This window comes from Salinisphaera sp. LB1, assembly GCF_003177035.1.
Classification (GTDB): domain Bacteria; phylum Pseudomonadota; class Gammaproteobacteria; order Nevskiales; family Salinisphaeraceae; genus Salinisphaera.
In genome coordinates, this window is sequence record NZ_CP029488.1 from 631,054 (window position 1) to 651,423 (window position 20,370).

Below are 20,370 nucleotides of genomic sequence, written 5' to 3' on the forward strand. Positions count from 1 at the left end.
CCCGGTGGGATCGCGGCGTGTCGATTTTATTTGTATTTTTTTGTATACAACCGTATAAATTATGACAAAGGCGTAACCACGGTGGGTACCCGATTCGATGAGCAGCGATCATGCGGCCTATGATGTTCTGATCGCCGGCGGCGGCAACGCCGCGCTGTGCGCCGCGATCACGGCCGCCCGCGCCGGCGCCTCGGTGCTCGTGGTCGAGCGCGCACCGACGCCCTATCGCGGCGGCAATACCCGGCATACCCGCAACATGCGCGTGGCCCACGAGGCCGGCAACGAGACGCTCACCGGACCCTATCCCGTGGATGAATTCTGGGAAGATCTGCTGCGGGTCACGGCCGGCCACACCGATCGTGAGCTCGCCCGCCTGACGCTCGAGAAATCCGCCGAGCTCTGGGATTTTCTCTACGCACAAGGCGTGCGCTATCAGCCCTCGCTGGGCGGCACGCTGTCGCTCGGCCGCACCAACGCCTTCTTTCTGGGCGGCGGCAAAACCTTATTGAACGCCCTCTACCGCACGGCCGGCAAGCTGGGCGTGGTCGTGCGCTATGAAACAACCGTCGTGGATCTGGCGATCGCGGGCGGCCGTTTCGAATCGGCCACGATCGAACATGACGGGCAGCGCGAGACCATCCGGGCGAATGCTTTCGTTGCCGCCTCGGGTGGCTTCGAAGCCAACCTCGAATGGCTGACCGAAGCCTGGGGCCCGGCCGCCGCCAATTTCCTGATCCGCGGCACGCCCTACAACCGCGGCGAACTGCTGCGGCTGTTACTCGACAACGGCGTGGCGCAGGTCGGCGACGCGACCCAGGGCCACGCGGTGGCCATCGACGGGCGGGCGCCGAAGTTCGACGGCGGTATCGTCACCCGCCTGGACTGCGTGCCCTTCGGCGTCGTGCTCAATGCCGAGGCACAGCGTTTCTACGACGAAGGCGAGGATTTCTGGCCCAAGCGCTATGCGATCTGGGGCCGGCTGGTAGCGGGCCAGCCCGAACAAGTCGGGCATGTGTTCATCGATGCCAAGTCGATCAAGTTATTCATGCCCTCGGTGTTTACGCCGGAAAAAGCCGACACGATCGAGGAACTGGCCGAAAAGATCGGCCTCGATTCCGCGGCGACCCGGGCTTCGATCGACGAATTCAACGCCGCCTGCCGGGTCGGGCATTTCGACCACACGGCCTACGACGCATGTCACACGGAAGGCATCGAACCGCCGAAATCGCACTGGGCGCGGCCGATCGATACCCCGCCCTACTATGCCTACACCCTGCGTTGCGGCATCACCTTCACCTATCTCGGTGTGAAGGTCGATCGCGGCGCGCGCATGCAGATGGCCGACGGCCGGCCGGCCGACAACCTCTATGCCGCCGGCGAAATCATGGCCGGCAATGTGCTCGGGCAGGGTTATCTGGCCGGCATCGGCATGACCATCGGCAGCGTATTCGGCCGCCTGGCCGGCGAAGGAGCCGCGAGCCATGTCTGATGTGAGGGTTTCCGATTTCAATCTGGCCGATCTGACCCGCATGGACCAGGACGAGGTCGCGCGTCAGATGTCGATCTGCAACGCCTGTCGTTATTGCGAAGGGCTGTGCGCGGTGTTTCCGGCGATGGAACTGCGGCGCGCCTTCGACGGAACCGATGTCGATTATCTGTCGAATCTCTGCCACAACTGCGGCGCCTGTTATGACGCCTGCCAGTACGCGCCGCCGCACGAATTCGGCATCAACGTGCCGCAGGCCATGGCCGATCTACGCGAGAATTCCTACCCGCGTTATGTCTGGCCGGCGGCGTTCTCCGGTCTGTTCACACGCAATGCGTTCTGGATCGGGCTCGCCGCTGTGACGTTCGTGGCGGCATTCATCGCCGGCGTGATCGGCTGGCATGCCGCGGGCGCGCTGTTCGCCAACTACAGCGGCAGCGGCGCCTTCTACCACCTGATCCCGCACGGCGTGCTGGTGGCCATCTTCGGCACGTTGCTCGGCTATGCGATCCTCGCCATGACGCTGAGCGTGCGCCGCTTCTGGCGCGCCACCCACGGCGGCGAACCGCTGGAAGCGGGCTCGATCCGACAGGCGATCCACGATACGGCCACGCTGCGCTATCTGCACGGCGGCGGTCCCGGCTGTACCGGCGTGTCGGGCCGGCCGAGCGATCATCGGCGCTGGTGCCACCACGCCACGGCTTACGGCTTCGTGCTGTGTCTGGCCTCGACCAGCCTGGCCACGGTCTGTCACTACCTGGGCTATGAGGCGCCCTACCCGATCTGGCACCCGGTGGTCATCCTTGGCGTGCTCGGCGGTATCGGCCTGATCGCCGGCCCGATCGGGCTGTTGACCGGCCGGCCGGCATCGGCCCGGGGCAAATCGCGCACGGCCGACATCGGGCTCGTATTCATCGTGATGCTGCTGGCGACCAGCGTCTCCGGACTGGCCGTGCTGATTCTGCGTGCCACGCCCTTGATGGGTCTGGCGTTGACCGTTCATCTGGGCATTGTCGCCGCACTGTTCGTCAGCCTGCCCTATGGCAAGTTCGTGCACGGTCTGCACCGCGTAGCCGCGCTGGTGCGCCATGCCCACGAACAGCGGGCCGCAGCGCGAAGCTGATCGGGCCCATCCAATGCGATAAGCTCGCTGTAAACGCATCGGCGAGTGCGAGATTAACGAGGGGAGATGGCTAAAAACGTATCCCGCGGCGAAGCCGCCTACTTGCAGCTCAAGGAGGCGATCCGGTCCGGCTCGCTGGCACCCGGCACGCGCGTGCGCGAAGTCGAGATCGCCGAACGCTTCGGCATCAGCCGCACGCCCGCCCGCGAGGCCATCCGGCGGCTGGAGAGCAAGGGGCTGATCTCGATCGTACCGCACCAGGGCGCGGTGATTTCATCGCTGGATCACCAGCAGACCATGGAGCTGTATGACCTGCGCGAAATCCTGGAAGGCTCGGCAGCCGGCTTCGCGGCCCGCCATGCCTCGGCCGCCGAAGTCGAGGAACTGGCCGAGCTGGTCGCTTCCGAACCGCCATTCGCGGATGATCCGCACCGGCTTGCCGAGCTGAACCGGGTGTTTCATGCCTCGCTCTATCGCGCGGCCCATAACCGGTTTCTCGAACACGCGCTACTCAATCTGCGCGACTCCATGGCGCTGCTCGGCGGTACCTCGCTGCGGGTAGCCGGACGCTACGACAGCGCCCACGACGAACACGAAGCGATCATCGCGGCCTTGAACGCCCGCGATGAAACAGCCGCCGAAACGGCCGCACGGGCCCATATCCGCAACGCCCAGCGTGCACGTCTCAAGCTGATGCGCGCTAAGATGTTCAACGCCGACGAAACCGGCCCCGGCCCCGAATAGGCAGGGCAACAGGGGCGTGGCCCGCGATCTACAACATTAGTCGCCTATCAGCGTATGCATTCTTTTGTATACATTGATATGCGAATGTGGCGGTTTTACCGTCTTGGGGCATCAACCGGGTGAGACAAGCATGAAATATTTCGATAACAACAAAAGCGTTGGTTTCAAGTGGGCGAGCGGCGCGCTGGTCGCGACGTTCGCCTTTCTGGGCGCCCAGGGCGCCAGTGCTGCGGATCTGACCATCCGCATGGCCTGGTACATGCCGCCGAACACGGCCGTGGCCGACCAGGGACAGGAGATTGCGAACAAGATCGAGTCGATGAGCCACGGCAAGATCGCTGTGCAGACTTTCCCGTCGGGCTCGCTGCTCAAGGAATCCAACATCGGCCAGGGCGTGGCCAACAACACCGCCAACATGGTCATCAGCGGCATGCACTGGTGGTCCAACCAGGCGCCGGCCCTGCAGTGGGACACCATCCCGTTCCTGGTCGACGATGCCTCCAAGCTGCTGAATAAGCTGCACGGCCCGCTCGGTCAGGACGTGAACAAGCAACTCAACCGTTTCGGGGCCCAGGTGATCGGCTGGAGCTTCTACGGCTACGCGCTGAGCTATATCAACAACAAACACCCGATCAAGGTGCCTTCCGATCTCAAGGGCCTGAAGCTGCGCTCCGAGGGCAAGCTCTCGGCCCAGTTCCTGAAATCCGAAGGCGCCACACCGGTGGCGATGGACTCCAGCGAGGTCTATACCGCCATGCAGCGCGGCACGCTCGATGGCGGCGTATCCGGCTTGTCCTCGATCGTATCGCGCAAGTGGTATGAAGTCGGCAAGTACGTCACGGCCATTCACTATGCGCCGCTGGTCTATCCGGTGCAGGTCAACCGCCAGTGGTGGATGAGCCTGAAGCCGGGCCAGCGCGCAACGATCAAGAAGGCCGTGGCCAGCACCGAAAACGATGCGGTCGCCGCGATCGAAAAAGAGTTCAACAATGACATCGCGCTGATGAAGAAGAACGGCAACGAGGTCTATCGTCCGACCGACGCCCAGCTCAAGACCTGGCAGCAGGCCACCGAAGCCCAGGCGCGCAGGAATTATCTCAAGGATGCGGGCGCCAAGGGCAAGAAGATCCTGCACGACGTCGACGCCCCCGTCAGTCAGTAAACGGATCAGACCATGACCAGCGAGCGTCACCCTCTCTCGCGATCCGACAGCGCGCGCCGGCCTGCTCTGGCCGGCGCCGCTCGGGTGTTCGGATGGCTCGGGCAGGCGGCCGGGGCAGGCGCCGCGGTCATCACCCTGACGCTGACCGCCTCGGTGCTGCTCGGCATCACCCTGCGATCCGTGTCGATCGACAACTCCTGGACCTACGACCTGGACACCTTTGCCTTGATCTGGCTCGCCTTCCTCGGCGCCGCCTACACCGGCTATCGCGGTGCCCACGTCACCTCGGGCATCTCGCTGGAACACCTGTTGGGACGCGGGGCGATGGTGCTGGTCCTGGTGCGGTTCGTCCTGGTCGCCGGCTTTCTCGCAGTGTTCATCTACTCGGGCTACACCCAGGCGCACAGCAGCTGGATGTTCGACGAGAAGACGCTGGATACCGCCCAGTGGCCAGTCTGGGTTGCCAAACTGGCGTTGCCGGTGGGCGGCGCCGGCTGGCTGGCCGCCGAGATTCACAAACTGCTGGCTCTGTTGGCCGGCACCTCAGCCGCAGCGACCCAGCCCGCCGACTGATAGGGCGGCCGGCCCCCTTCCGAACCTCTTCACACCTCGCGTGTTTTTCCGGTAGCCGACTATGCATTTCATCCTGATGCTCGTGGCCCTGTTCGCTCTGCTGATTCTGGGCGTGCCGATCGCGATCGCGCTCCTGATCAGCGGCGTGCTCGGCTACATGCTCACGATCGGCGTGGATCCCGGCATCAACGCCCTGGCCCAGATTTCGTACTCGGACGTGAACTCGTTCGTGATCATCGCCATCCCGCTATACATCTTCATGGGCCAGATCATGCTCAAGGGCGAGGCCGGGCGGGATCTGTTCGACTTCGCCCAACGCATGACCCGGCGCCTGCCGGGCGGACTGGTCATCGCCGCGATCCTGGCCAGTGCCATTTTCGCGGCCATTTCCGGCTCGTCGACCGCCACCGCCGCCACCATCGGCTCGATCAGCATTCCGGAGATGATCAAGCGCGGCTACGACAAGCGCATGGCCGCCGGTGCGGTGGCCGTCGCAGGCAGTCTCGGCATCCTGATCCCGCCGAGCATCTCGCTGATTCTTTATTCGCTGGTCACCGGCGCCTCGGTCGGCAAACTGTTTCTGGCCGGCATCCTGCCCGGCCTGATGCTGGCGCTGCTGTTCGCGGCCTATACCGTGGTCCGTACCGCCGGGGGCTCGCTCGCTCCGGCCGGCGCTCCGGCCGGCACGGCCGCCGCCGATACCGGGCTCGACCTGCCGCCGATGTCACTCGGCATGATCGGCAGCCTGGCGATGATCGTGGTGGTGCTCGGCAGTATTTACGCCGGTCTGGCCACGCCCACCGAGGCCGCGGCCATCGGCGTCGCCTATGCACTGATTCTGACCCTCGTCGTGAAGCGCACGCTGGGCGCCCGCCTGCTGGGGCTGGCCACGCTGGACAGCGTCAAGACCAGCGCGATGATTCTGATGCTGATCGCCGGCGCCTCGGTGTTCGGCAACACCTTGTCGCTGCTGCGCGTGCCGCAGGACGTGGCAAGCTGGCTCGACACCCTGCAGCTCGCTCAGTGGCAGTTCCTGATCGCGATCAATGCGCTGTATCTCCTGCTCGGCATGTTCATGGATGCCTCGGCGGCGATCCTCGTGACCGTGCCGATCCTGCTGCCGGCGCTCAAAGCGCTGGACATCGACCTGATCTGGTTCGGCGTGATCCTGGTGATCAACATGGAGATCGGCGCCGTGACGCCGCCCGTCGGCATGAATCTGTTCGTCGTCCAGTCGCTGTCGGACGACTACACCATCACGGACGTGCTGCGCGGCTCGCTGCCCTACGCGCTGATGGGGCTGGTCGGCCTGGCCCTGGTGATCCTCTTCCCGCAGATCGCGCTCTGGCTACCCTCCTTCAGCCGGTAGGCGATGCATGAGCGACCTCCGGCGCGCAGCCGCTGCGCTTCGACCACTGGCCGCGGCCCTGGCAACGGCCACCGTCGGCGGCGGCGTGTTCGCGCTCGTCCATCTGCCCATGCCCTGGCTGCTGGGCGCGATCACCGGCACCGCGATCGCAGTGATGAGCGGCGTCACCGCGCGTATTCCCAGATGGCTACGCAACCTGGTGCTCGTGGTGATCGGGTTGATGATCGGCGCTACGCTGCAACCTTCGATCCTCGGCAATCTCGCCCGCTGGCCGGTGTCGCTGTGCGCGGTGGCGCTTTACGTAGGACTCGTTACCAGCGCGCAGTATCTGTTCTTTCGCCGAGTCGGCGGCTACGACGCGCCCACGGCCTATTTCTCGGCCGCGCCCGGCGGCTTCATGGCCATGACCGTGATCGGCGGCGACTACGGTGGCGCCGAGCGGGTGATTGCGCTCATGCATGCAGTGCGCATCGTGCTGGTGGTGTTCGTGCTCGTATTCGGTTTTCATCTGCTGGTGGCACACGCCGGCTCCGGTAATGCGAACCGTTATGTGTCGCTGGCCGACGTGACCGCAAGCCACTGGCTGATCCTGATGGCGGTTGGCGCCATCGGCGCCGCGGCCTCTAAAGTACTGCGGCTGCCGGGCGCGATCATGCTCGGGCCATTGATGGCGATGGGCGTGGTTCAGGTCAGTGGCCTGGCCACCATCCATGTACCCAATGCCCCGATCCTGATCGCCGAAGTCGTGCTCGGCAGTTCCATTGGCGCCCAGTTCGCGGGCGCGAGCTTTGCCGAAGTCCGCCGCGGGCTGCTGTTGTCGCTGACCTCGACCCTGACCATGCTCGTCATATCGGCCGGCTTCGCCTTCGGCCTGCATGCCCTGACCGGGTTGAACCTTGAGGCCCTGTTCCTGGCCTTCTCGCCGGGCGGCATGTCGGGCATCTCGCTGATCGCCCTGGCACTCGGCATCGAACCCGCCTTCGTGACCGTGCACAACATGCTGCGCGTGCTGATTATCCTGATCGCCGGCCCGGCCGTGTTCTCAGCGCGCCGACGCACACAATAAAAAAAGCCGGAGCCCGCCATGCGGACTCCGGCCGTGGCCAGCGCGAAGCTGGCGCCTCAACAATCGATCAGCTGCCCAGCTTCTGCTTGACAACGGTCAGGGCGTCGCTTGAGCCATCGGCAGTTTTCACGCCGTCCAGCCACTGGGCCACCGTATCCATATGGTTCTTGATCCAGTTGTCGGCCACTTTCGTCGCCGACTGGTGCTTGTAGCCAAAGTCGTAAATCCACTGGCTCTGGATTTTGGACGGCACCACCATTTGCTTGAGGAAGCGGGTGACATTCGGGTTGCTCTTTTCGAACGCCGGGTTGATGGCGGTGTAGACCGACGAACCACCGCCCCAGATTTTCTTCGGATCCTTGAGATAGTGGAGGTCGTATTTGATGTTCATCCAGTGTGGCTTCCAGCCGAGGAACACAATCCACTGTTTCTTGCGAATCTTGCGGCCGGCCTCGGTCAGCATGACCGCGGTGGACGACGGACGCAGATTCCAGCTGCCCAGGTTGTAGGTGTTGTTCTTGATCGCGGTCTTGACGATTTCGTTGCCGTCGTTGCCGGCCTCGATACCGTAGATGCGATGGTGGAACTTGGCGGCATGCTTGTTCAGGTCGGCGATGCTGTGCACGCCGGCATTCCACACGTAGCCTGGTACCACGAGATCATATTTCGCGTCCGGCACGTTCTTGACCAGCAGATTGATCTTGCCGGACTTCACCATCGGCTCGACGGTCGACTTCTGGGTCGGCATCCAGATGCCCAGGTCCGCGTCCATATCACCGCGGCCCACGCCCTGAAGGTCGATGGTCCAGCTGGCGTTGGTCACTTTCGTGTCGTAGCCCGCCGCTTCCAGAATCTTACGGGCGATGGTGGTCTTGACCGTGACGCCGGGCCACGGCGGAGCCCCGAACTTGACCGTTTCCGCCTGGGCCGTGACGACGATGCCGGTGGCCGCCACCAGCACAATGGCCGCTGCGCTCAGCCGCGCGGCCCACGATTGAAATCGTTTCATTTGAGTCCCTCATAAAAAAACCGAATCGTGCGGCACGTCGATACCCATTCTGGCCGGCACGACCTTGGCATGATAACACTCGGTCCGGGGTCACTCGCCGAAACAGCGCCGAAGGGGCAACCGTACGGCCAGCGCCCCGAGACAGGCCAACCATACCGGCGGGGTCAGTGCGCAGCCGATGCGGCAATACTGGCCCCAGCCGATCGCAAGCCCCCGTCACTCCAGCCACCTGCAGCCGAAGCAGCCTGGCCATACTGCCGATAGGGGTGAGCTTTAGCCCCAGATCCACGCCGACGACTTTGGCATGCACTATTATTAATCCGGCATCAAAACAGCTGACTTCATCAGCTGTTTTCAACGCCTTCAAAAATAAAAGCCGGCACCTGTCCGTCTTTTATTTTCAAAGGCTTCGCGGCCAATGGCCGCGGCGCGCATGCGGTCGCATACTCGCGCTATTAACCCGAAAAATCATCTATTTTTGTGCCGGGTCAATAAGCTGGTGCGCCGCCTCGCGAGCATGCGCGGCCTGGGTCGACAACGCGACGACAAGCACGGTCGGCAAGTTATTCATCACCGACGACAGTCCAGCCAAGAGAAATCCAGCCGCCACCGCGATCAGCCACACGTTGCTGGTCGCCAACTCGCGCAGGCCATCGGCCAGCCCGTCAGTCCAGAGTTGACCAGTCCGAAGACGACAACGCACATGCCGAGCGAAAAGACCACGATCTGCCATGGCGCCCGCAACAGCACACGCCGAGGCCCAAAAATATCGACCACGAGACGGTGCCCAGCAGCATCACTAGCACCAGCAGACGCTGGCCGCGCCCGTTGCCGGCCCGGCCGACATGTGGCGCGGTCCAACGAAAACAGCTGGTTCATCCAACAGCAGACTGATGACGATGATCGCGACGGAGGTCAGCGTGGCGTTCCCGACGCCCCCCGACCGTGGCCACGTCCAGCGAGACCATGCCGACGGCGAGCGAAACCAGCGCGCCGCCGGTCGTGCTCCAGCCGATCCCGAGCTCGCGCGGCTGCGTGACCACCACGCGCGCGTGACGACGAATATGGCCAGTGCCAGGCAAATCAACCTTGGAGCCTCGAGCGCTGCGTCCCGACCACGCTCAGGGCCAAACCAACAATGCCAGTGTCAGAAGACCCATGACCAGCGTACCAACGCTCACCAGGAGCAGCGCAAACGGGTCGGCCAGCGGCACCGGTAGCGGTCGCTGCTCGAGTACACGGCACCGGCGCCGGGCCATGGCCAGCGTGAACAGCAGCAGCAGCACCGCGACCCCAGCGGCGAAACCGTGCAGCCACATCGGGCCGGGCAGATGATGGCGAACGAGTAACAGCGTGCCGTTGACGGCAAACGACAAGGAGGTGCGCGACCAGGACAAGTCGGTACGCTCGGCCTGCAGACCGGCGCGCCCCGGGATCAGGCGTTCAGTCACCCGCGCTCACCCCGAACAGCAGGGCCAGTACGATAACGATCAGGCCGACGAGAATGACCCCAGCAGCAAGCAGCCATGGCAAGCGTGTCGATGGTAGCGGCGCATCGCAACGCATGGCCCACTGCGCCGAGCGCCAGCGCAGCGCGCTACCCGCCACGGTGGCGACGCTGAGCACTGCAAGCAGCCCCGAAAGCAGCTTGCGCCCCTCGGGCAGACCGAAGTCCGGAACCAACTGCATCACCGCGACGGCGCCCGCCAACAGGGCCAGCGCGGTGCGAATCCATGCCAGGAAGGTCCGTTCGTTGGCCAGTGTGAACCGGTAATCCGGCTCGTGGTCGACACCCGCGTCGGGCTGCTGCTCGCTAGCGCGGCGTTTCATTACGACAGAGAATGACGTTATATGCTGTGCCTGATTATCACTGATCGTCGCTTCAAGGGATACCGGCGGGCGGGCAAACGGCGCCGCCCACCGACGATCCGGTGGCGCGACGACAATACGGATTATCGCTCGTTGCGTAGTCGAAGCCGCAAGTTAAGCGGTCGTTCATGGACGCAGCTGTCGTTATATAGCAACATATTAGTGCCGTAGTTTACGACCTATGTCGTAGGTTACGGTGTGCCTTTACCGGGTGCGTGGGTATGCAGGTTCCAGAAATCGCGCAACCTGCTGCGTCGAAACGGTACGATGTGCCGTATATGCCGACCGTGGTTGGCACCCACCTGGTCGTAGCCCAATAGTGGAACGGATCGCTCATGAATAAGCTCTATCGCAGTCCAGCGCTCAAGGTTCTGATTCTTTGTTGTCTGCTGCTCCCGCTCGCCGGCTGCGACAAAGATGGGCCCTGGCTCTGGATTCTTCACCCCAATGGCCCACTGGCCCGGTCCTCGGTGTTCTACCTGGTCGTCGATGTGCTGCTGCTCGGCCTGATAATCTTGCCGGCCACGGTACTGCTTATCTGGGTGTACTTTCGTTTTCGGCGCGGGGGTAGCGGCCGTTACGATCCAACTTTCAACCATTCCTGGACGATTGAGGGCATCGTATGGGGATTTCCCCTGGTGTTGGTTGGTGTCATGTCCTACTTCAGCTACCAGGGCATGCGTGCGGTTGGACCGTACAATCCACAGGCGGTGCAAGCGGAGGTTGCTCAACAGAAGAATCCGCCTCCGCCGCTCAAGGTCGACGTCATTTCCACGGATTGGCAGTGGTTATTCATCTACCCCAAGCTACATATTGCGGTTGCAAACCGTCTCATCGTGCCGACTCACCGCAAGGTGGAGTTGCGACTGACCGCAGTTGGCGCCACTAACGACTTCTATATTCTGAAGGTCGTTAATCAGATTTATGCCATGCCGGGCATGCGCACCAAACATAATTTCCTGCTCGACCGTACCGGCACGTATCGCGGCTACTCCACCGAGTTCAGCGGGCCCGGCTTTGCCTGGATGAACTACGACTTGAAGGTGGTCAAACCGGGGGCGTTTCAGGATTGGGTGACCAAGGCGCAAAGCTCGTCGCATCAGATGGACATGGCTCAGTTCAAGCAATTTGCCCAGCCCACGGTGAATACAGGCAATACCTGGACGGTCTACGGCAGCGTCGCGCCGCATCTGTTCAATGATGTGATCGCGGACGTCAAGTCGGGACAGCTCACCGGGAGTTGGCCGATGCGCTTGACGGAGGATATGACTTCGAAAGAATTCGCCCGGCAGCACGGCACAGGCCCCAAGTCATCCCAGCCTTTCGACGGGACCAACGCAAACTAGAGGCGGCACACGTTATGTTCATGAATATTCCAGGTCCTTGGAACCCGATCTTCGGGCGGCTGCCGATGCTGCTCGATTTGCATTACCACAACCCCTGGATCATGTTCGCGCTGGCGCTGGTCGTCGCCGGTGGCGGCACTGTGCTTGCTGCACTGACTTATTATCGGCTGTGGGGCTGGCTCTGGCGTGATTGGTTGACGACGGTCGATCACAAGAAGATCGGCATCATGTATTGCCTCATCGGCCTGATCATGCTCTTCCGCGGCTTTTTCGAGGCCGGCATGATCCGGGCGCATCAGGCCATGGCCGTAGGCCCGCAGTCGCCCGGTATCCTGGGCGCAGAGCACGGGTTCCTTACGCCATTCCACCTCAGCGAGATCTTCACGGTACACGGCACCCTGATGATCATCGTGGCAGCCACACCGCTGCTGGTGGGTATGATGAACCTGATCGTGCCAATCCAGATTGGCGCGCGCGACATGGCCTATCCGTTCCTCAACGCGATCGGTCTGTGGCTTACTGCTTCCGCCGCCGCGCTGGTCATGGTGTCGCTGTTTGTCGGTTCCTTCTCGCATGCCGGCTGGGTCGGCCTCACGCCGTTAACGCAGCTGAGCCATAGTCCAGGCGTGGGGGTCGACTACTGGATATGGATTATCCAGATTAGTTCGATCGGCACGACCGTCGGGGCGGTCAATATAATAGCCACTATCCTCAAGATGCGGGCGCCGGGTATGACGCTGCTGCGGATGCCGATGTTCTCCTGGACCGCTCTCGGCACGAATATCATCGCACTGACGTCTTTCCCAGTGCTGACCGTGGCGCTGTTCCTGCTCACCCTAGACCGCTACATCGGCACCCATTTCTTCACCGCCGACGGTGGCGGTAATTTCATGATGTACACCAACCTGTTCTGGGTGTGGGGCCATCCGGAGGTGTATTTTGTGGTGCTTCCGGCATTCGGCTTCCTATCCGAGATCATTCCGACATTTTCGGAAAAGCCGTTGTTCAACCATGCCGCGATGATTGTGGCAACGATGGGTATTGCGGGTGTGTCCTGGGCAGTCTGGCTGCATCATTTCTTCATCATGGGCCAGGGTCCGGTCGTTAATACGTTCTTCAGCATCGCCACGATGCTGGTCGGCATTCCGACCGGGGTGAAGGTATTCAACTGGGTCTTCACCATGTACAAGGGCCGTATACGGCTGGAAACACCCATGCTCTGGGCGGTGACCTCCGTGCTGCTGCTCATCGGTGGTGGCATGACCGGGATGATGCTGGCAATTCCGGCAATTAATTACGTCACACACAACAGCGTGTTCGTGGTCGCGCACTTCCACAACATGTTCCTGCTGATCGTGTTTGCGTTGTTTGGCGCCGTGACCTACTGGTGGCCCAAGGTCTTCGGCTTCTATTTGGATGATCGCCTCGGCCGCTTGTTTTTCTGGCTGTTCTGGGGCGGTTCGGTATTCGTGTTCGTGCCCATGTATGCACTCGGCTTTCTGGGCATGACGCGCCGTCTGGACTACATCGCCCACCCGGGCTGGTGGCCACTTCTGATCCTGGAAGTTTTCGGCATCGCTCTGTACACGGCCTCGGTGGTCGCGTTCGTGCTGCAGATTGCGGTCTCGCTGCGCGATCGGGAGAAGAACCGTGTGGTTACATCCGATCCCTGGCGCACCGGACGCAGCCTGGAATGGGCGACGCACTGCCCGCCGCCGTTCTATAATTTCGCGGCCACACCCATTGTTCATGACTACGACGAGTGGGCCTGGCGTCGCGAACATGGCTTGACTTCGCTCGTACCGCCGCACTATGCCGATATTCACATGCCGAAGAACAGCATGTTGCCACTGGTGCTCGGGGCGTTCGCCACGATATTCGGGTTTGCCGCTGTCTGGCGGATATGGTGGCTGGCCGGCTTTGCCGTGGCAGCTGTGATCATCACTCTGATAGTCCGGATGTTTCAGAAAGATGTGGACTATATCGTGCCGGCTTCAGAGGTCGAGCGCATCGAGCAGGCCCACTTGGCGCAAATGGATAGCGAGGCACAGCAGTCGCTGCATGCTCCCAACGAGGCCGCCCCTGGCAGCCGAATCGCTACATCTTAATCGGCTCATACGCATACGGAATGATCGCCCATGGCTAACCACGCAAAACCAAGCGGAAATCCAGAAGGCGTCGAGCTCTGGCAACCGGAATCCGAGCATCCCGATACCATCGGGCTCCGTTCGCTCGGCTTCTGGTTGTACATGATGAGTGACGCCATGATCTTTGCCGGGCTGTTTGCGGCCAACGGCGTCTATCTGGCCGCCTACGGCACCAGCAGCATCACGGCAGACCAAGTCATCCATCCGGTTGAAGGCCTGTTTCCGACGCTGTTTCTGCTATCTAGTGTATTCATGCTTGGGCTGGCTTTCGTGGCCATCAAACACGGCCGGCGCGGCGAAACGCTGCGCTGGATGGGCCTGTCCCTGGCACTGGGAGCGGTGTTTATACTCGAGGAGATGTATGAGTTCTCGGGATTGGCCCGGGACGGCGCGTTACCCCAGGCCAGTGCCTTTCTTTCCAATCTCTGGACCATCGTCTGGATCCATGGGGCTCATGTTATCGTCGGGCTTATCTGGATGGCGGCCATGATGGTGCAGGTGGCCCGCGACGGCTTCACCGAGCCGGTTGTGGGGCGCTTGATCAATCTGCGCCTCTTCTGGTTCTTCCAGGCCCTGGTCTGGGTCGCCGTCTACACCTTCGTCTACTTGATTGGAGTGAGCTAATGGCTGAGCACGATCATCACGATCCACTGGCCCATCCCGAAGTCCAGCAGGCGAGCACCGGGCGATATGTGGCCGCCTTTGTGCTCGCGCTTGTGGCATTGCTCATCAGCTGCATCGTGACAGCCGGTTTCGACTTATCCCGTGACATGACCATTGCCTGGATCTCGATACTGGCTGCGATCGCCGCTACTGGGCAGGTTTATTTACTTTTCAACCTCAATCTGTCCAAGGCGATGCGGTGGCACACCGCAGCATTCGTGCTCACGGCACCGCTGGTTCTGATGGCGATCGGCCTGACGTTATTTATGTTCCATTATCTAATGATACGCACGACGGCCGGCGGCTGACTGGACCGATTCGCGCCAGCCACCAAAAAAAGCCCCGTAATCGGGGCTTTTTTTTTGCCCAGCTGCGCAACTGCAGCCGGGCAATCAAGGCCGCCGCCGCGGTTCAACTAACCCGCCCGAGCAGCCTTGAGCTCCCGTCGCCGGGCATGTAGAACAGGTTCAGTGTAGCCGGAAGGTTGTTCGACGCCCTTGAACACCAGATCACAGGCAGCCTGAAAGGCGATCGAGGCATCGAAGTCCGCCGACATCGGCATGTAGTTCGGGTCGCCCTCGTTCTGTCGATCGACCACCTTGGCCATGCGCATCAGGGTTTCGCGCACGTCGTTCTCGGTGGCGATGCCGTGGTGCAGCCAGTTCGCGATATGCTGCGACGAGATGCGACAGGTCGCCCGGTCCTCCATCAGCGCCGTATCGGTGATATCCGGCACCTTCGAGCACCCCACACCGTGGTCGACCCAGCGCACGACATAGCCGAGGATGCCCTGGCAGTTGTTGTCCAGTTCCTTGGCGATCTCATCGGCCGACAGCTCACGATCGAGCAGCGGAATAGTCAGCAGATCCTCGAGATAATCCCGGTGGCGCGATTCCAGCTCGCTCTGGCGTGCCAGCACGTCACAGCGGTGGTAATGGATGGCGTGCAGCGTGGCGGCGGTCGGCGACGGCACCCAGGCACAGTTGGCCCCGGCCTCGGGATGGCCGATCTTGGCGTCCATCATGGCGGCCATGTTGTCCGGCGCCGGCCACATGCCCTTGCCGATCTGGGCGCGACCGCGCAGGCCGCAGGCCAGACCGGTGTCGACGTTGTTGTCTTCGTAGGCCGTGAGCCAGGCGGTGGATTTCATCTCGCCCTTGGGCAACATGGGCCCGGCTTCCATCGAAGTATGGATCTCGTCGCCGGTGCGATCGAGAAACCCCGTATTGATGAAGATGGTGCGTTCGCGCGCCTCGCGGATGCATTCCTTGAGGTTGACCGAGGTGCGACGCTCTTCGTCCATGATGCCGATCTTGAGCGTATTGGGCGCGATGCCGAGCGCGTTCTCGATATGGCCGAGCATGGCAACCGTGAAGTTCACCTCGGCCGGACCGTGCATCTTCGGCTTGACGATATACACCGAGCCGGCCCGACTGTTGGTGTGCGGGCCGTTGCCCTTGAGATCGTGCAGCGCGATGGTGGCGGTGGCCAACGCATCGAGGATACCTTCCGGGATTTCCTTGCCTTGGCCGTCGAGCACCGCCGGCGTGGTCATCAGATGGCCGACGTTGCGGACCAGCATGAGGCTGCGCCCGGGCAGGCTCAGTTCGCTGCCATCGGCCGCGGTATAGACGCGATCGTCGGCCAGCTTACGGGTGAAGGTCTTGCCGCCCTTGTCCACCTCTTCGGTGAGATCGCCCTTCATCAGGCCGAGCCAGTTGCCATAGACCAGCGCCTTGTCCTCGGCGTCGACCGCGGCGACCGAGTCCTCGCAGTCCTGGATGGCCGTCACGGCGGCCTCCATCAGCACATCCTTCACGCCGGCGGCGTGGTCCTTGCCGACCGGGTCGTTGGCATCGATCTGGATCTCGATATGCAGGCCGTTGTGCACCAGCAGGATCGCCGACGGCTGACTGGGCGTGCCCTGATGGCCGACGAACTGATGCGGCTCAGCGAGTTCCACATGGCCGGAGCCGATATCGACCGCCAGCCGGCCGTTGTCGATGCGATAGGCCTGGGCATCGGCATGCGAGCCGCCATCGAGCGCGAAGTGCGCATCCAGAAACTCGGCGGCCTGCGCCACCACCTTGGCGCCGCGCTTGGGATTGTAGCTCTTGCCCTTCTCGGCGCCTTCGGTCTCGGGAATGATGTCGGCGCCGTACAGCGCGTCGTAAAGACTGCCCCAGCGCGCATTGGCGGCGTTCAACGCAAAGCGCGCGTTGGTGATCGGCACCACCAGCTGCGGCCCCGGCACGGTGGCGATCTCGGGGTCGACGTGGTCGGTCGAGACCGCGAAGTCCTCGCCCTCGGGCACGATGTATTCGAGTTCGGTGAGCAGTTGGCGGTATTCATCGCGGTCGAAGGCGTCGCCGCGATGCTCGCGGTGCCATTTGTCCAGGGTTTCCTGGATGTCGACGCGATGCTTGAGCAGAGCCGCGTTCTTGGGCCCGAATTCCTCGACCAGGGCGGCCAGCTCGGCCCAGAACATGTCGGAGTCGACTCCGGTTCCGGGCAGAGCGGTCTCGATCAGATCGTACAACGGCTTGCCGATCTGCAATCCGGCGCGTTCGATTCGCTGGGTCATACTAAGCCTTTCTCGCTTGTGTGGACGGCGCGGCTGGCCCGCGCTCCGTAAAAATGAGGTGCATTGAGGACAATCGACTATAGCGAAAGCCATAGCCTGCGCAAACCAGTCGGCCTGATCATGCAATACCCTGGGTGCGCGCCTCCAGGCGGCGCAGGAATTCGGCCATGATCTCGCGGTACAGCCCCTCGCCGGCCACGGCATCCTCGATGCCGGCATCGATGCTGGGGTTGTCGTTGATCTCGATCACGCGCAGCCCGTCGGTGGTCTGCTTGATATCCACGCCGTACAGCCCGTCGCGGATCAGCCCGGCCGCCGTGATCGCAATCTCGACCACCTCGGGCGGCGCATCGGCCACGGCCAGCGTACGCGAATCACCCTCGCTGATGCCGTCGGCGCCGTTGTAGTCCACCACCTGCCAATGCCCGCCGGCCATCATGTACTGGCAGACATACAGCGCCCGGCCGCCCAGCACGCCCACGCGCCAGTCGAACGCCGTGGGCATGAATTCCTGGGCCAGCGCGAGCTCGGAGTCGTCCAGCAGCCGCGCGGCGATCTCGCGCAGTTCGTTGATGTCATCGGCCTTGAACACGCCCTTGGAGAACGCGCCCTCCGGTGCCTTGAGCACCATCGGGAAACCGAGCAGCTCGGGCAGCCGCTCGATCTCGTTGTCGCCGAAGATCGCGGCCCGGGGCGCGGCGACATTGTGGCGCGTGAGCAACTCGGCAAGATAAACCTTGTTCGTGCAACGCAAGATCGAAGTGGGGTCATCGATGACGACCAGGCCTTCCTGCTCGGCGCGGCGTGAAAACGCGTAGGTGTGATGATTCAGCCGCGTGGTCTCGCGAATGAACAGCGCATCGAATTCGGCCAGGCGCCCGAGATCGCGCTTGGTGATGCGCTCGACCTCCAGCCCCAGTTCACGCCCGGCCGCGACGAAGCGGGCCAGCGCGGCTTCGTTCGAGGGCGGCTGGGGATCGTCGCGATCGACCAGCATGGCCACATCGAAACGGGCATGCGGGCGCCGATCCGGCTGTTTCCAGCCACGGGCGAGATAGGCGTTCATCGCCTCGGACAGGAAATCGGCCTCGGCGCCGTCGAGTTGGCGCAGCGAGAGTGTGCGCAGCCGGCCCACCCGCATCGCACCGGCGGCCTCGCGCAACTCGAGGTTGATCAATGGCACCGCGAACTGTTCGAACACACGGCGGGCGACTTTCTCCAGCTCCGGATAGCGGCAGCGCCCGAGCACGATATGACAATCGTCGGGCAGCGCCTGCCAGGTACCGGCATCGAGCGCCGACAACGCTTCGTTGATCGCCGGGATTTCGCTGGTGTAAAGCAGCTTGCGCGACAGATCCGCCAGGCGCGCCACGGACGGAATAACGCGTTGGCCACGGGCCTCGGCCAGTAGCGAGCAATAGTAGCCCAGACTCTGATAACGCGTGCTGCGGCAGAGGTTGATCACGTGCAGACCGGCATCCGCATGGGCCGGGTCGGCTAGATAGTCGTCGGCCAGTACCAGCCGCGCCGCCGGCGGCGCGGCGCGCCAGTCACGCAGGGATTCGACCACAATCACGGGTTCGGCCATTCGGCGCTCCAGTCGATGTTCAAGATCGCCGGATTATGGCGAAACCGGGCCGGCGCCCGATAGCAGACGTTTTACCAGACGCACGCCGTCTTCGTATCGGCCCGGGTCGTGCCCGTAGTAATCGGCCAATCGCTCCGTTTCGCTGAAACCGCAGGCCGCGAACAGCGCGCGCGAGGCCCGGTTGGACCACCGCGCTTCGGCACTCAGGCGTGCACAGCCAGCCGCCCGGGCGCACTCTTCGGCATCGTCGATCAATCGGCGGGCGAAACCGCGCCCGCGCACGGCCGGGTCGACCGCGATGGAATAGATGCGGGCCACCCGCGTGCCCTGACGATAGAGCAATACGCTCGCCGCCACGATCCGACCGCCCTCGTCCATGACGCGCACGTCGCCGTGGGCGCGGCCGATCAGATGCGCCATGCTGCGCCGCGACTGGGCGTCGCATGCGAAACAAGCACGCTCCAGCGCCATCAGCGCATCCAGATCGGAGACGCCGGCCCGTCGAATCGGATCGTGGCCGCAGTGCGGCGCTGCGGTCACGGCACGCGAACGACGATCTTGCCGAACTGCTGATTCGATTCCATGTACCGATGCGCGGCCACGATGTCATCGAAGCCGAACACCTGATCCACCGTCGGCTCGAGCGTTCCCGCGGCGATGCCGTCGAACACGAACCGCTTGCCGCGCGCAAAAGCATCGCGGTCGGCGAATATCTCCAGCACGGTGTAGCCGCGCAGCGTCAACGCCTTGCCGAGCGCGGTGAACAACGGAAACGGCGTCGGCTGGTTGGCCAGCGCGCCATACAGGAACAGCGTGCCACCCGGACTCATCGCCGCAGCCAGGTCGTTGACGGTGGACCCAGCGACCGGATCGAACACGATGCGCGCGCCGGCGTTATTGGTGAGACGCATGGTCTCGCCGGCGATATCCTGCGATTCCGATACGATCACGTGCGCCGCCCCGGCCTGCTTGAGTTGCTCGACCTTGGCGTTGGTACGCGACATGGCGATGGGCGTGGCGCCGATGTGATTGGCGATCTGGATCGCTGCCAGTCCGACGCTGGACGATGCCGCCGGAATCAGCACGGCCTCGCCAGCCTGCAGCTGGCCAAACTCGACCAACGCGCCGTAGGCGGTCAGATACGCCATCCAGACCGCGGCGGACTGGATCGCATCCAGCCCCGCCGGGCGCGCCGTGAGCGCATACGCGGGCACAATGGTGGATTCGGCGTACATGCTGTAGGCGTTCATGGAAAACGCCGGCGCCACTGCCACGGCGTCACCTTCGGCGAAATCACTCACCCCGGGGCCGACTGCCTCAACCACGCCCGCGCCTTCATAGCCCATGCCCGCCGGTAGATTCGGCGACTCCAGATAGGCGCCTTCGCGAAACATTACCTCGGCCCGGTTGAGGCCGATCGCCTCGACCTTGATCCGGACTTCACCCTCACCGGGTTCGCCGACGGTGACATCCTCGATCTTCAGAACATCGGCGTGGCCGGTTTCGTGAATACGTACGGCTCGTGTCATCACATGCTCCTGTGCCGGCATCGGCGACCCGCGGTCGCCAGCGGCGTTGAATAGAATCCCGAGTAGCTTAGCGTGCCGACGCAAGCGTATGTCACCCCACAGCTTGTCGCCG

At 63.0% G+C, this 20,370-nt stretch carries 19 protein-coding genes and 1 pseudogene; 11 read left to right on the forward strand and 9 right to left on the reverse strand.

The genetic code is table 11. The features are described 5' to 3' along the window. Nucleotides 1-97: 97 nt before the first annotated feature. From tcuA to SALB1_RS02825, 7 genes are all read left to right on the forward strand, one after another. Complete coding sequence (gene tcuA / locus SALB1_RS02795) at nucleotides 98-1,489, forward strand: FAD-dependent tricarballylate dehydrogenase TcuA (protein WP_109992479.1); 1,392 nt, start codon at nucleotides 98-100, stop codon at nucleotides 1,487-1,489. Beyond that, nucleotides 1,482-2,609 (forward strand): tricarballylate utilization 4Fe-4S protein TcuB, encoded by a 1,128-nt coding sequence (gene tcuB / locus SALB1_RS02800; RefSeq protein ID WP_199678674.1) that lies wholly within the window; start codon nucleotides 1,482-1,484, stop codon nucleotides 2,607-2,609. The genes tcuA and tcuB overlap by 8 nt, the downstream gene beginning before the upstream one ends. A 66-nt stretch (nucleotides 2,610-2,675) precedes the next feature. Continuing rightward, complete coding sequence (locus tag SALB1_RS02805; protein ID WP_109992480.1) at nucleotides 2,676-3,353, forward strand: GntR family transcriptional regulator; 678 nt, start codon at nucleotides 2,676-2,678, stop codon at nucleotides 3,351-3,353. A 130-nt stretch (nucleotides 3,354-3,483) separates the two neighbouring features. After that, nucleotides 3,484-4,515, forward strand: coding sequence for a TRAP transporter substrate-binding protein (locus SALB1_RS02810; protein WP_109992481.1), 1,032 nt, complete (start codon nucleotides 3,484-3,486; stop codon nucleotides 4,513-4,515). A 12-nt stretch (nucleotides 4,516-4,527) separates the two neighbouring features. Beyond that, entirely contained in the window at nucleotides 4,528-5,088 is a 561-nt protein-coding gene (locus SALB1_RS02815) for a TRAP transporter small permease (RefSeq protein ID WP_109992482.1), read from the forward strand. Between the two features lie 61 nt (nucleotides 5,089-5,149). After that, nucleotides 5,150-6,457, forward strand: a complete 1,308-nt coding sequence (locus tag SALB1_RS02820) for a TRAP transporter large permease (RefSeq protein ID WP_109992483.1) — start codon at nucleotides 5,150-5,152, stop codon at nucleotides 6,455-6,457. A gap of 7 nt (nucleotides 6,458-6,464) precedes the next feature. Continuing rightward, complete coding sequence (locus tag SALB1_RS02825) at nucleotides 6,465-7,523, forward strand: AbrB family transcriptional regulator (RefSeq protein ID WP_109992484.1); 1,059 nt, start codon at nucleotides 6,465-6,467, stop codon at nucleotides 7,521-7,523. Nucleotides 7,524-7,590: 67 nt separating this feature from the next. Here SALB1_RS02825 and SALB1_RS02830 read toward each other — a convergent pair whose 3' ends face one another. The 5 genes and pseudogenes from SALB1_RS02830 to SALB1_RS02850 form a co-directional block, all read right to left on the reverse strand. Beyond that, nucleotides 7,591-8,532 (reverse strand): ABC transporter substrate-binding protein, encoded by a 942-nt coding sequence (locus tag SALB1_RS02830; RefSeq protein WP_109992485.1) that lies wholly within the window; start codon nucleotides 8,530-8,532, stop codon nucleotides 7,591-7,593. Between the two features lie 472 nt (nucleotides 8,533-9,004). Then, nucleotides 9,005-9,411, reverse strand: a pseudogene (locus SALB1_RS19810) (ArsB/NhaD family transporter). Next, nucleotides 9,408-9,578 carry an ArsB/NhaD family transporter gene (locus SALB1_RS19815; protein WP_370453241.1) on the reverse strand — a complete coding sequence of 57 codons (171 nt, stop codon included), beginning with the start codon at nucleotides 9,576-9,578 and terminating at the stop codon, nucleotides 9,408-9,410. The pseudogene SALB1_RS19810 and the gene SALB1_RS19815 overlap by 4 nt, the downstream one beginning before the upstream one ends. Before the next feature lie 75 nt (nucleotides 9,579-9,653). Further along, nucleotides 9,654-9,983 carry a DUF202 domain-containing protein gene (locus SALB1_RS02845; protein WP_109992487.1) on the reverse strand — a complete coding sequence of 110 codons (330 nt, stop codon included), beginning with the start codon at nucleotides 9,981-9,983 and terminating at the stop codon, nucleotides 9,654-9,656. Then, nucleotides 9,976-10,362, reverse strand: coding sequence for a YidH family protein (locus SALB1_RS02850; RefSeq protein ID WP_109992488.1), 387 nt, complete (start codon nucleotides 10,360-10,362; stop codon nucleotides 9,976-9,978). The genes SALB1_RS02845 and SALB1_RS02850 overlap by 8 nt, the downstream gene beginning before the upstream one ends. Nucleotides 10,363-10,736: 374 nt before the next feature. Here SALB1_RS02850 and SALB1_RS02855 point away from each other — a divergent pair, with 374 nt between their 5' ends. Genes SALB1_RS02855 through SALB1_RS02870 form a run of 4 tightly spaced genes read left to right on the forward strand, consistent with a single transcriptional unit; the run spans nucleotide 10,737 to nucleotide 14,865 of the window. Beyond that, the gene (locus tag SALB1_RS02855; protein ID WP_109992489.1) at nucleotides 10,737-11,747 is read left to right on the forward strand and encodes a cytochrome c oxidase subunit II; all 1,011 of its coding nucleotides are present in this window, start codon (nucleotides 10,737-10,739) and stop codon (nucleotides 11,745-11,747) included. 14 nt (nucleotides 11,748-11,761) lie between these two features. Then, nucleotides 11,762-13,855, forward strand: a complete 2,094-nt coding sequence (locus tag SALB1_RS02860; protein ID WP_109992490.1) for a cbb3-type cytochrome c oxidase subunit I — start codon at nucleotides 11,762-11,764, stop codon at nucleotides 13,853-13,855. Between the two features lie 30 nt (nucleotides 13,856-13,885). After that, complete coding sequence (locus tag SALB1_RS02865; RefSeq protein WP_109992491.1) at nucleotides 13,886-14,518, forward strand: cytochrome c oxidase subunit 3; 633 nt, start codon at nucleotides 13,886-13,888, stop codon at nucleotides 14,516-14,518. Next, a complete protein-coding gene (locus SALB1_RS02870) occupies nucleotides 14,518-14,865 on the forward strand; it encodes a hypothetical protein (protein WP_109992492.1) in 348 nt (115 codons plus the stop codon). Before SALB1_RS02865 ends, SALB1_RS02870 begins: the two co-directional genes overlap by 1 nt. Nucleotides 14,866-14,972: 107 nt before the next feature. Here SALB1_RS02870 and SALB1_RS02875 read toward each other — a convergent pair whose 3' ends face one another. The 4 genes from SALB1_RS02875 to SALB1_RS02890 form a co-directional block, all read right to left on the reverse strand. After that, nucleotides 14,973-17,141 (reverse strand): malate synthase G, encoded by a 2,169-nt coding sequence (locus SALB1_RS02875; protein WP_109992493.1) that lies wholly within the window; start codon nucleotides 17,139-17,141, stop codon nucleotides 14,973-14,975. Between the two features lie 118 nt (nucleotides 17,142-17,259). Next, nucleotides 17,260-18,729 (reverse strand): RimK family protein, encoded by a 1,470-nt coding sequence (locus SALB1_RS02880; protein WP_109992494.1) that lies wholly within the window; start codon nucleotides 18,727-18,729, stop codon nucleotides 17,260-17,262. Nucleotides 18,730-18,762: 33 nt separating this feature from the next. After that, a complete protein-coding gene (locus SALB1_RS02885; protein ID WP_255414480.1) occupies nucleotides 18,763-19,269 on the reverse strand; it encodes a GNAT family N-acetyltransferase in 507 nt (168 codons plus the stop codon). Next, nucleotides 19,266-20,258 carry a zinc-dependent alcohol dehydrogenase family protein gene (locus SALB1_RS02890; protein ID WP_109995240.1) on the reverse strand — a complete coding sequence of 331 codons (993 nt, stop codon included), beginning with the start codon at nucleotides 20,256-20,258 and terminating at the stop codon, nucleotides 19,266-19,268. The genes SALB1_RS02885 and SALB1_RS02890 overlap by 4 nt, the downstream gene beginning before the upstream one ends. Nucleotides 20,259-20,370 lie beyond the last annotated feature (112 nt).

What these genes read in the sequence shown, in the direction of transcription:
- tcuA (WP_109992479.1), top strand. Translation starts at nt 98, where the DNA reads ATGAGCAGCGATCATGCGGCCTATGATGTTCTGATCGCCGGCGGCGGC.
- tcuB (WP_199678674.1), top strand. Translation starts at nt 1,482, where the DNA reads ATGTCTGATGTGAGGGTTTCCGATTTCAATCTGGCCGATCTGACCCGC.
- SALB1_RS02805 (WP_109992480.1), top strand. Translation starts at nt 2,676, where the DNA reads ATGGCTAAAAACGTATCCCGCGGCGAAGCCGCCTACTTGCAGCTCAAG.
- SALB1_RS02810 (WP_109992481.1), top strand. Translation starts at nt 3,484, where the DNA reads ATGAAATATTTCGATAACAACAAAAGCGTTGGTTTCAAGTGGGCGAGC.
- SALB1_RS02815 (WP_109992482.1), top strand. Translation starts at nt 4,528, where the DNA reads ATGACCAGCGAGCGTCACCCTCTCTCGCGATCCGACAGCGCGCGCCGG.
- SALB1_RS02820 (WP_109992483.1), top strand. Translation starts at nt 5,150, where the DNA reads ATGCATTTCATCCTGATGCTCGTGGCCCTGTTCGCTCTGCTGATTCTG.
- SALB1_RS02825 (WP_109992484.1), top strand. Translation starts at nt 6,465, where the DNA reads ATGAGCGACCTCCGGCGCGCAGCCGCTGCGCTTCGACCACTGGCCGCG.
- SALB1_RS02830 (WP_109992485.1), bottom strand. Translation starts at nt 8,532, where the DNA reads ATGAAACGATTTCAATCGTGGGCCGCGCGGCTGAGCGCAGCGGCCATT.
- SALB1_RS02850 (WP_109992488.1), bottom strand. Translation starts at nt 10,362, where the DNA reads ATGAAACGCCGCGCTAGCGAGCAGCAGCCCGACGCGGGTGTCGACCAC.
- SALB1_RS02855 (WP_109992489.1), top strand. Translation starts at nt 10,737, where the DNA reads ATGAATAAGCTCTATCGCAGTCCAGCGCTCAAGGTTCTGATTCTTTGT.
- SALB1_RS02860 (WP_109992490.1), top strand. Translation starts at nt 11,762, where the DNA reads ATGTTCATGAATATTCCAGGTCCTTGGAACCCGATCTTCGGGCGGCTG.
- SALB1_RS02865 (WP_109992491.1), top strand. Translation starts at nt 13,886, where the DNA reads ATGGCTAACCACGCAAAACCAAGCGGAAATCCAGAAGGCGTCGAGCTC.
- SALB1_RS02870 (WP_109992492.1), top strand. Translation starts at nt 14,518, where the DNA reads ATGGCTGAGCACGATCATCACGATCCACTGGCCCATCCCGAAGTCCAG.
- SALB1_RS02875 (WP_109992493.1), bottom strand. Translation starts at nt 17,141, where the DNA reads ATGACCCAGCGAATCGAACGCGCCGGATTGCAGATCGGCAAGCCGTTG.
- SALB1_RS02880 (WP_109992494.1), bottom strand. Translation starts at nt 18,729, where the DNA reads ATGGCCGAACCCGTGATTGTGGTCGAATCCCTGCGTGACTGGCGCGCC.
- SALB1_RS02890 (WP_109995240.1), bottom strand. Translation starts at nt 20,258, where the DNA reads ATGACACGAGCCGTACGTATTCACGAAACCGGCCACGCCGATGTTCTG.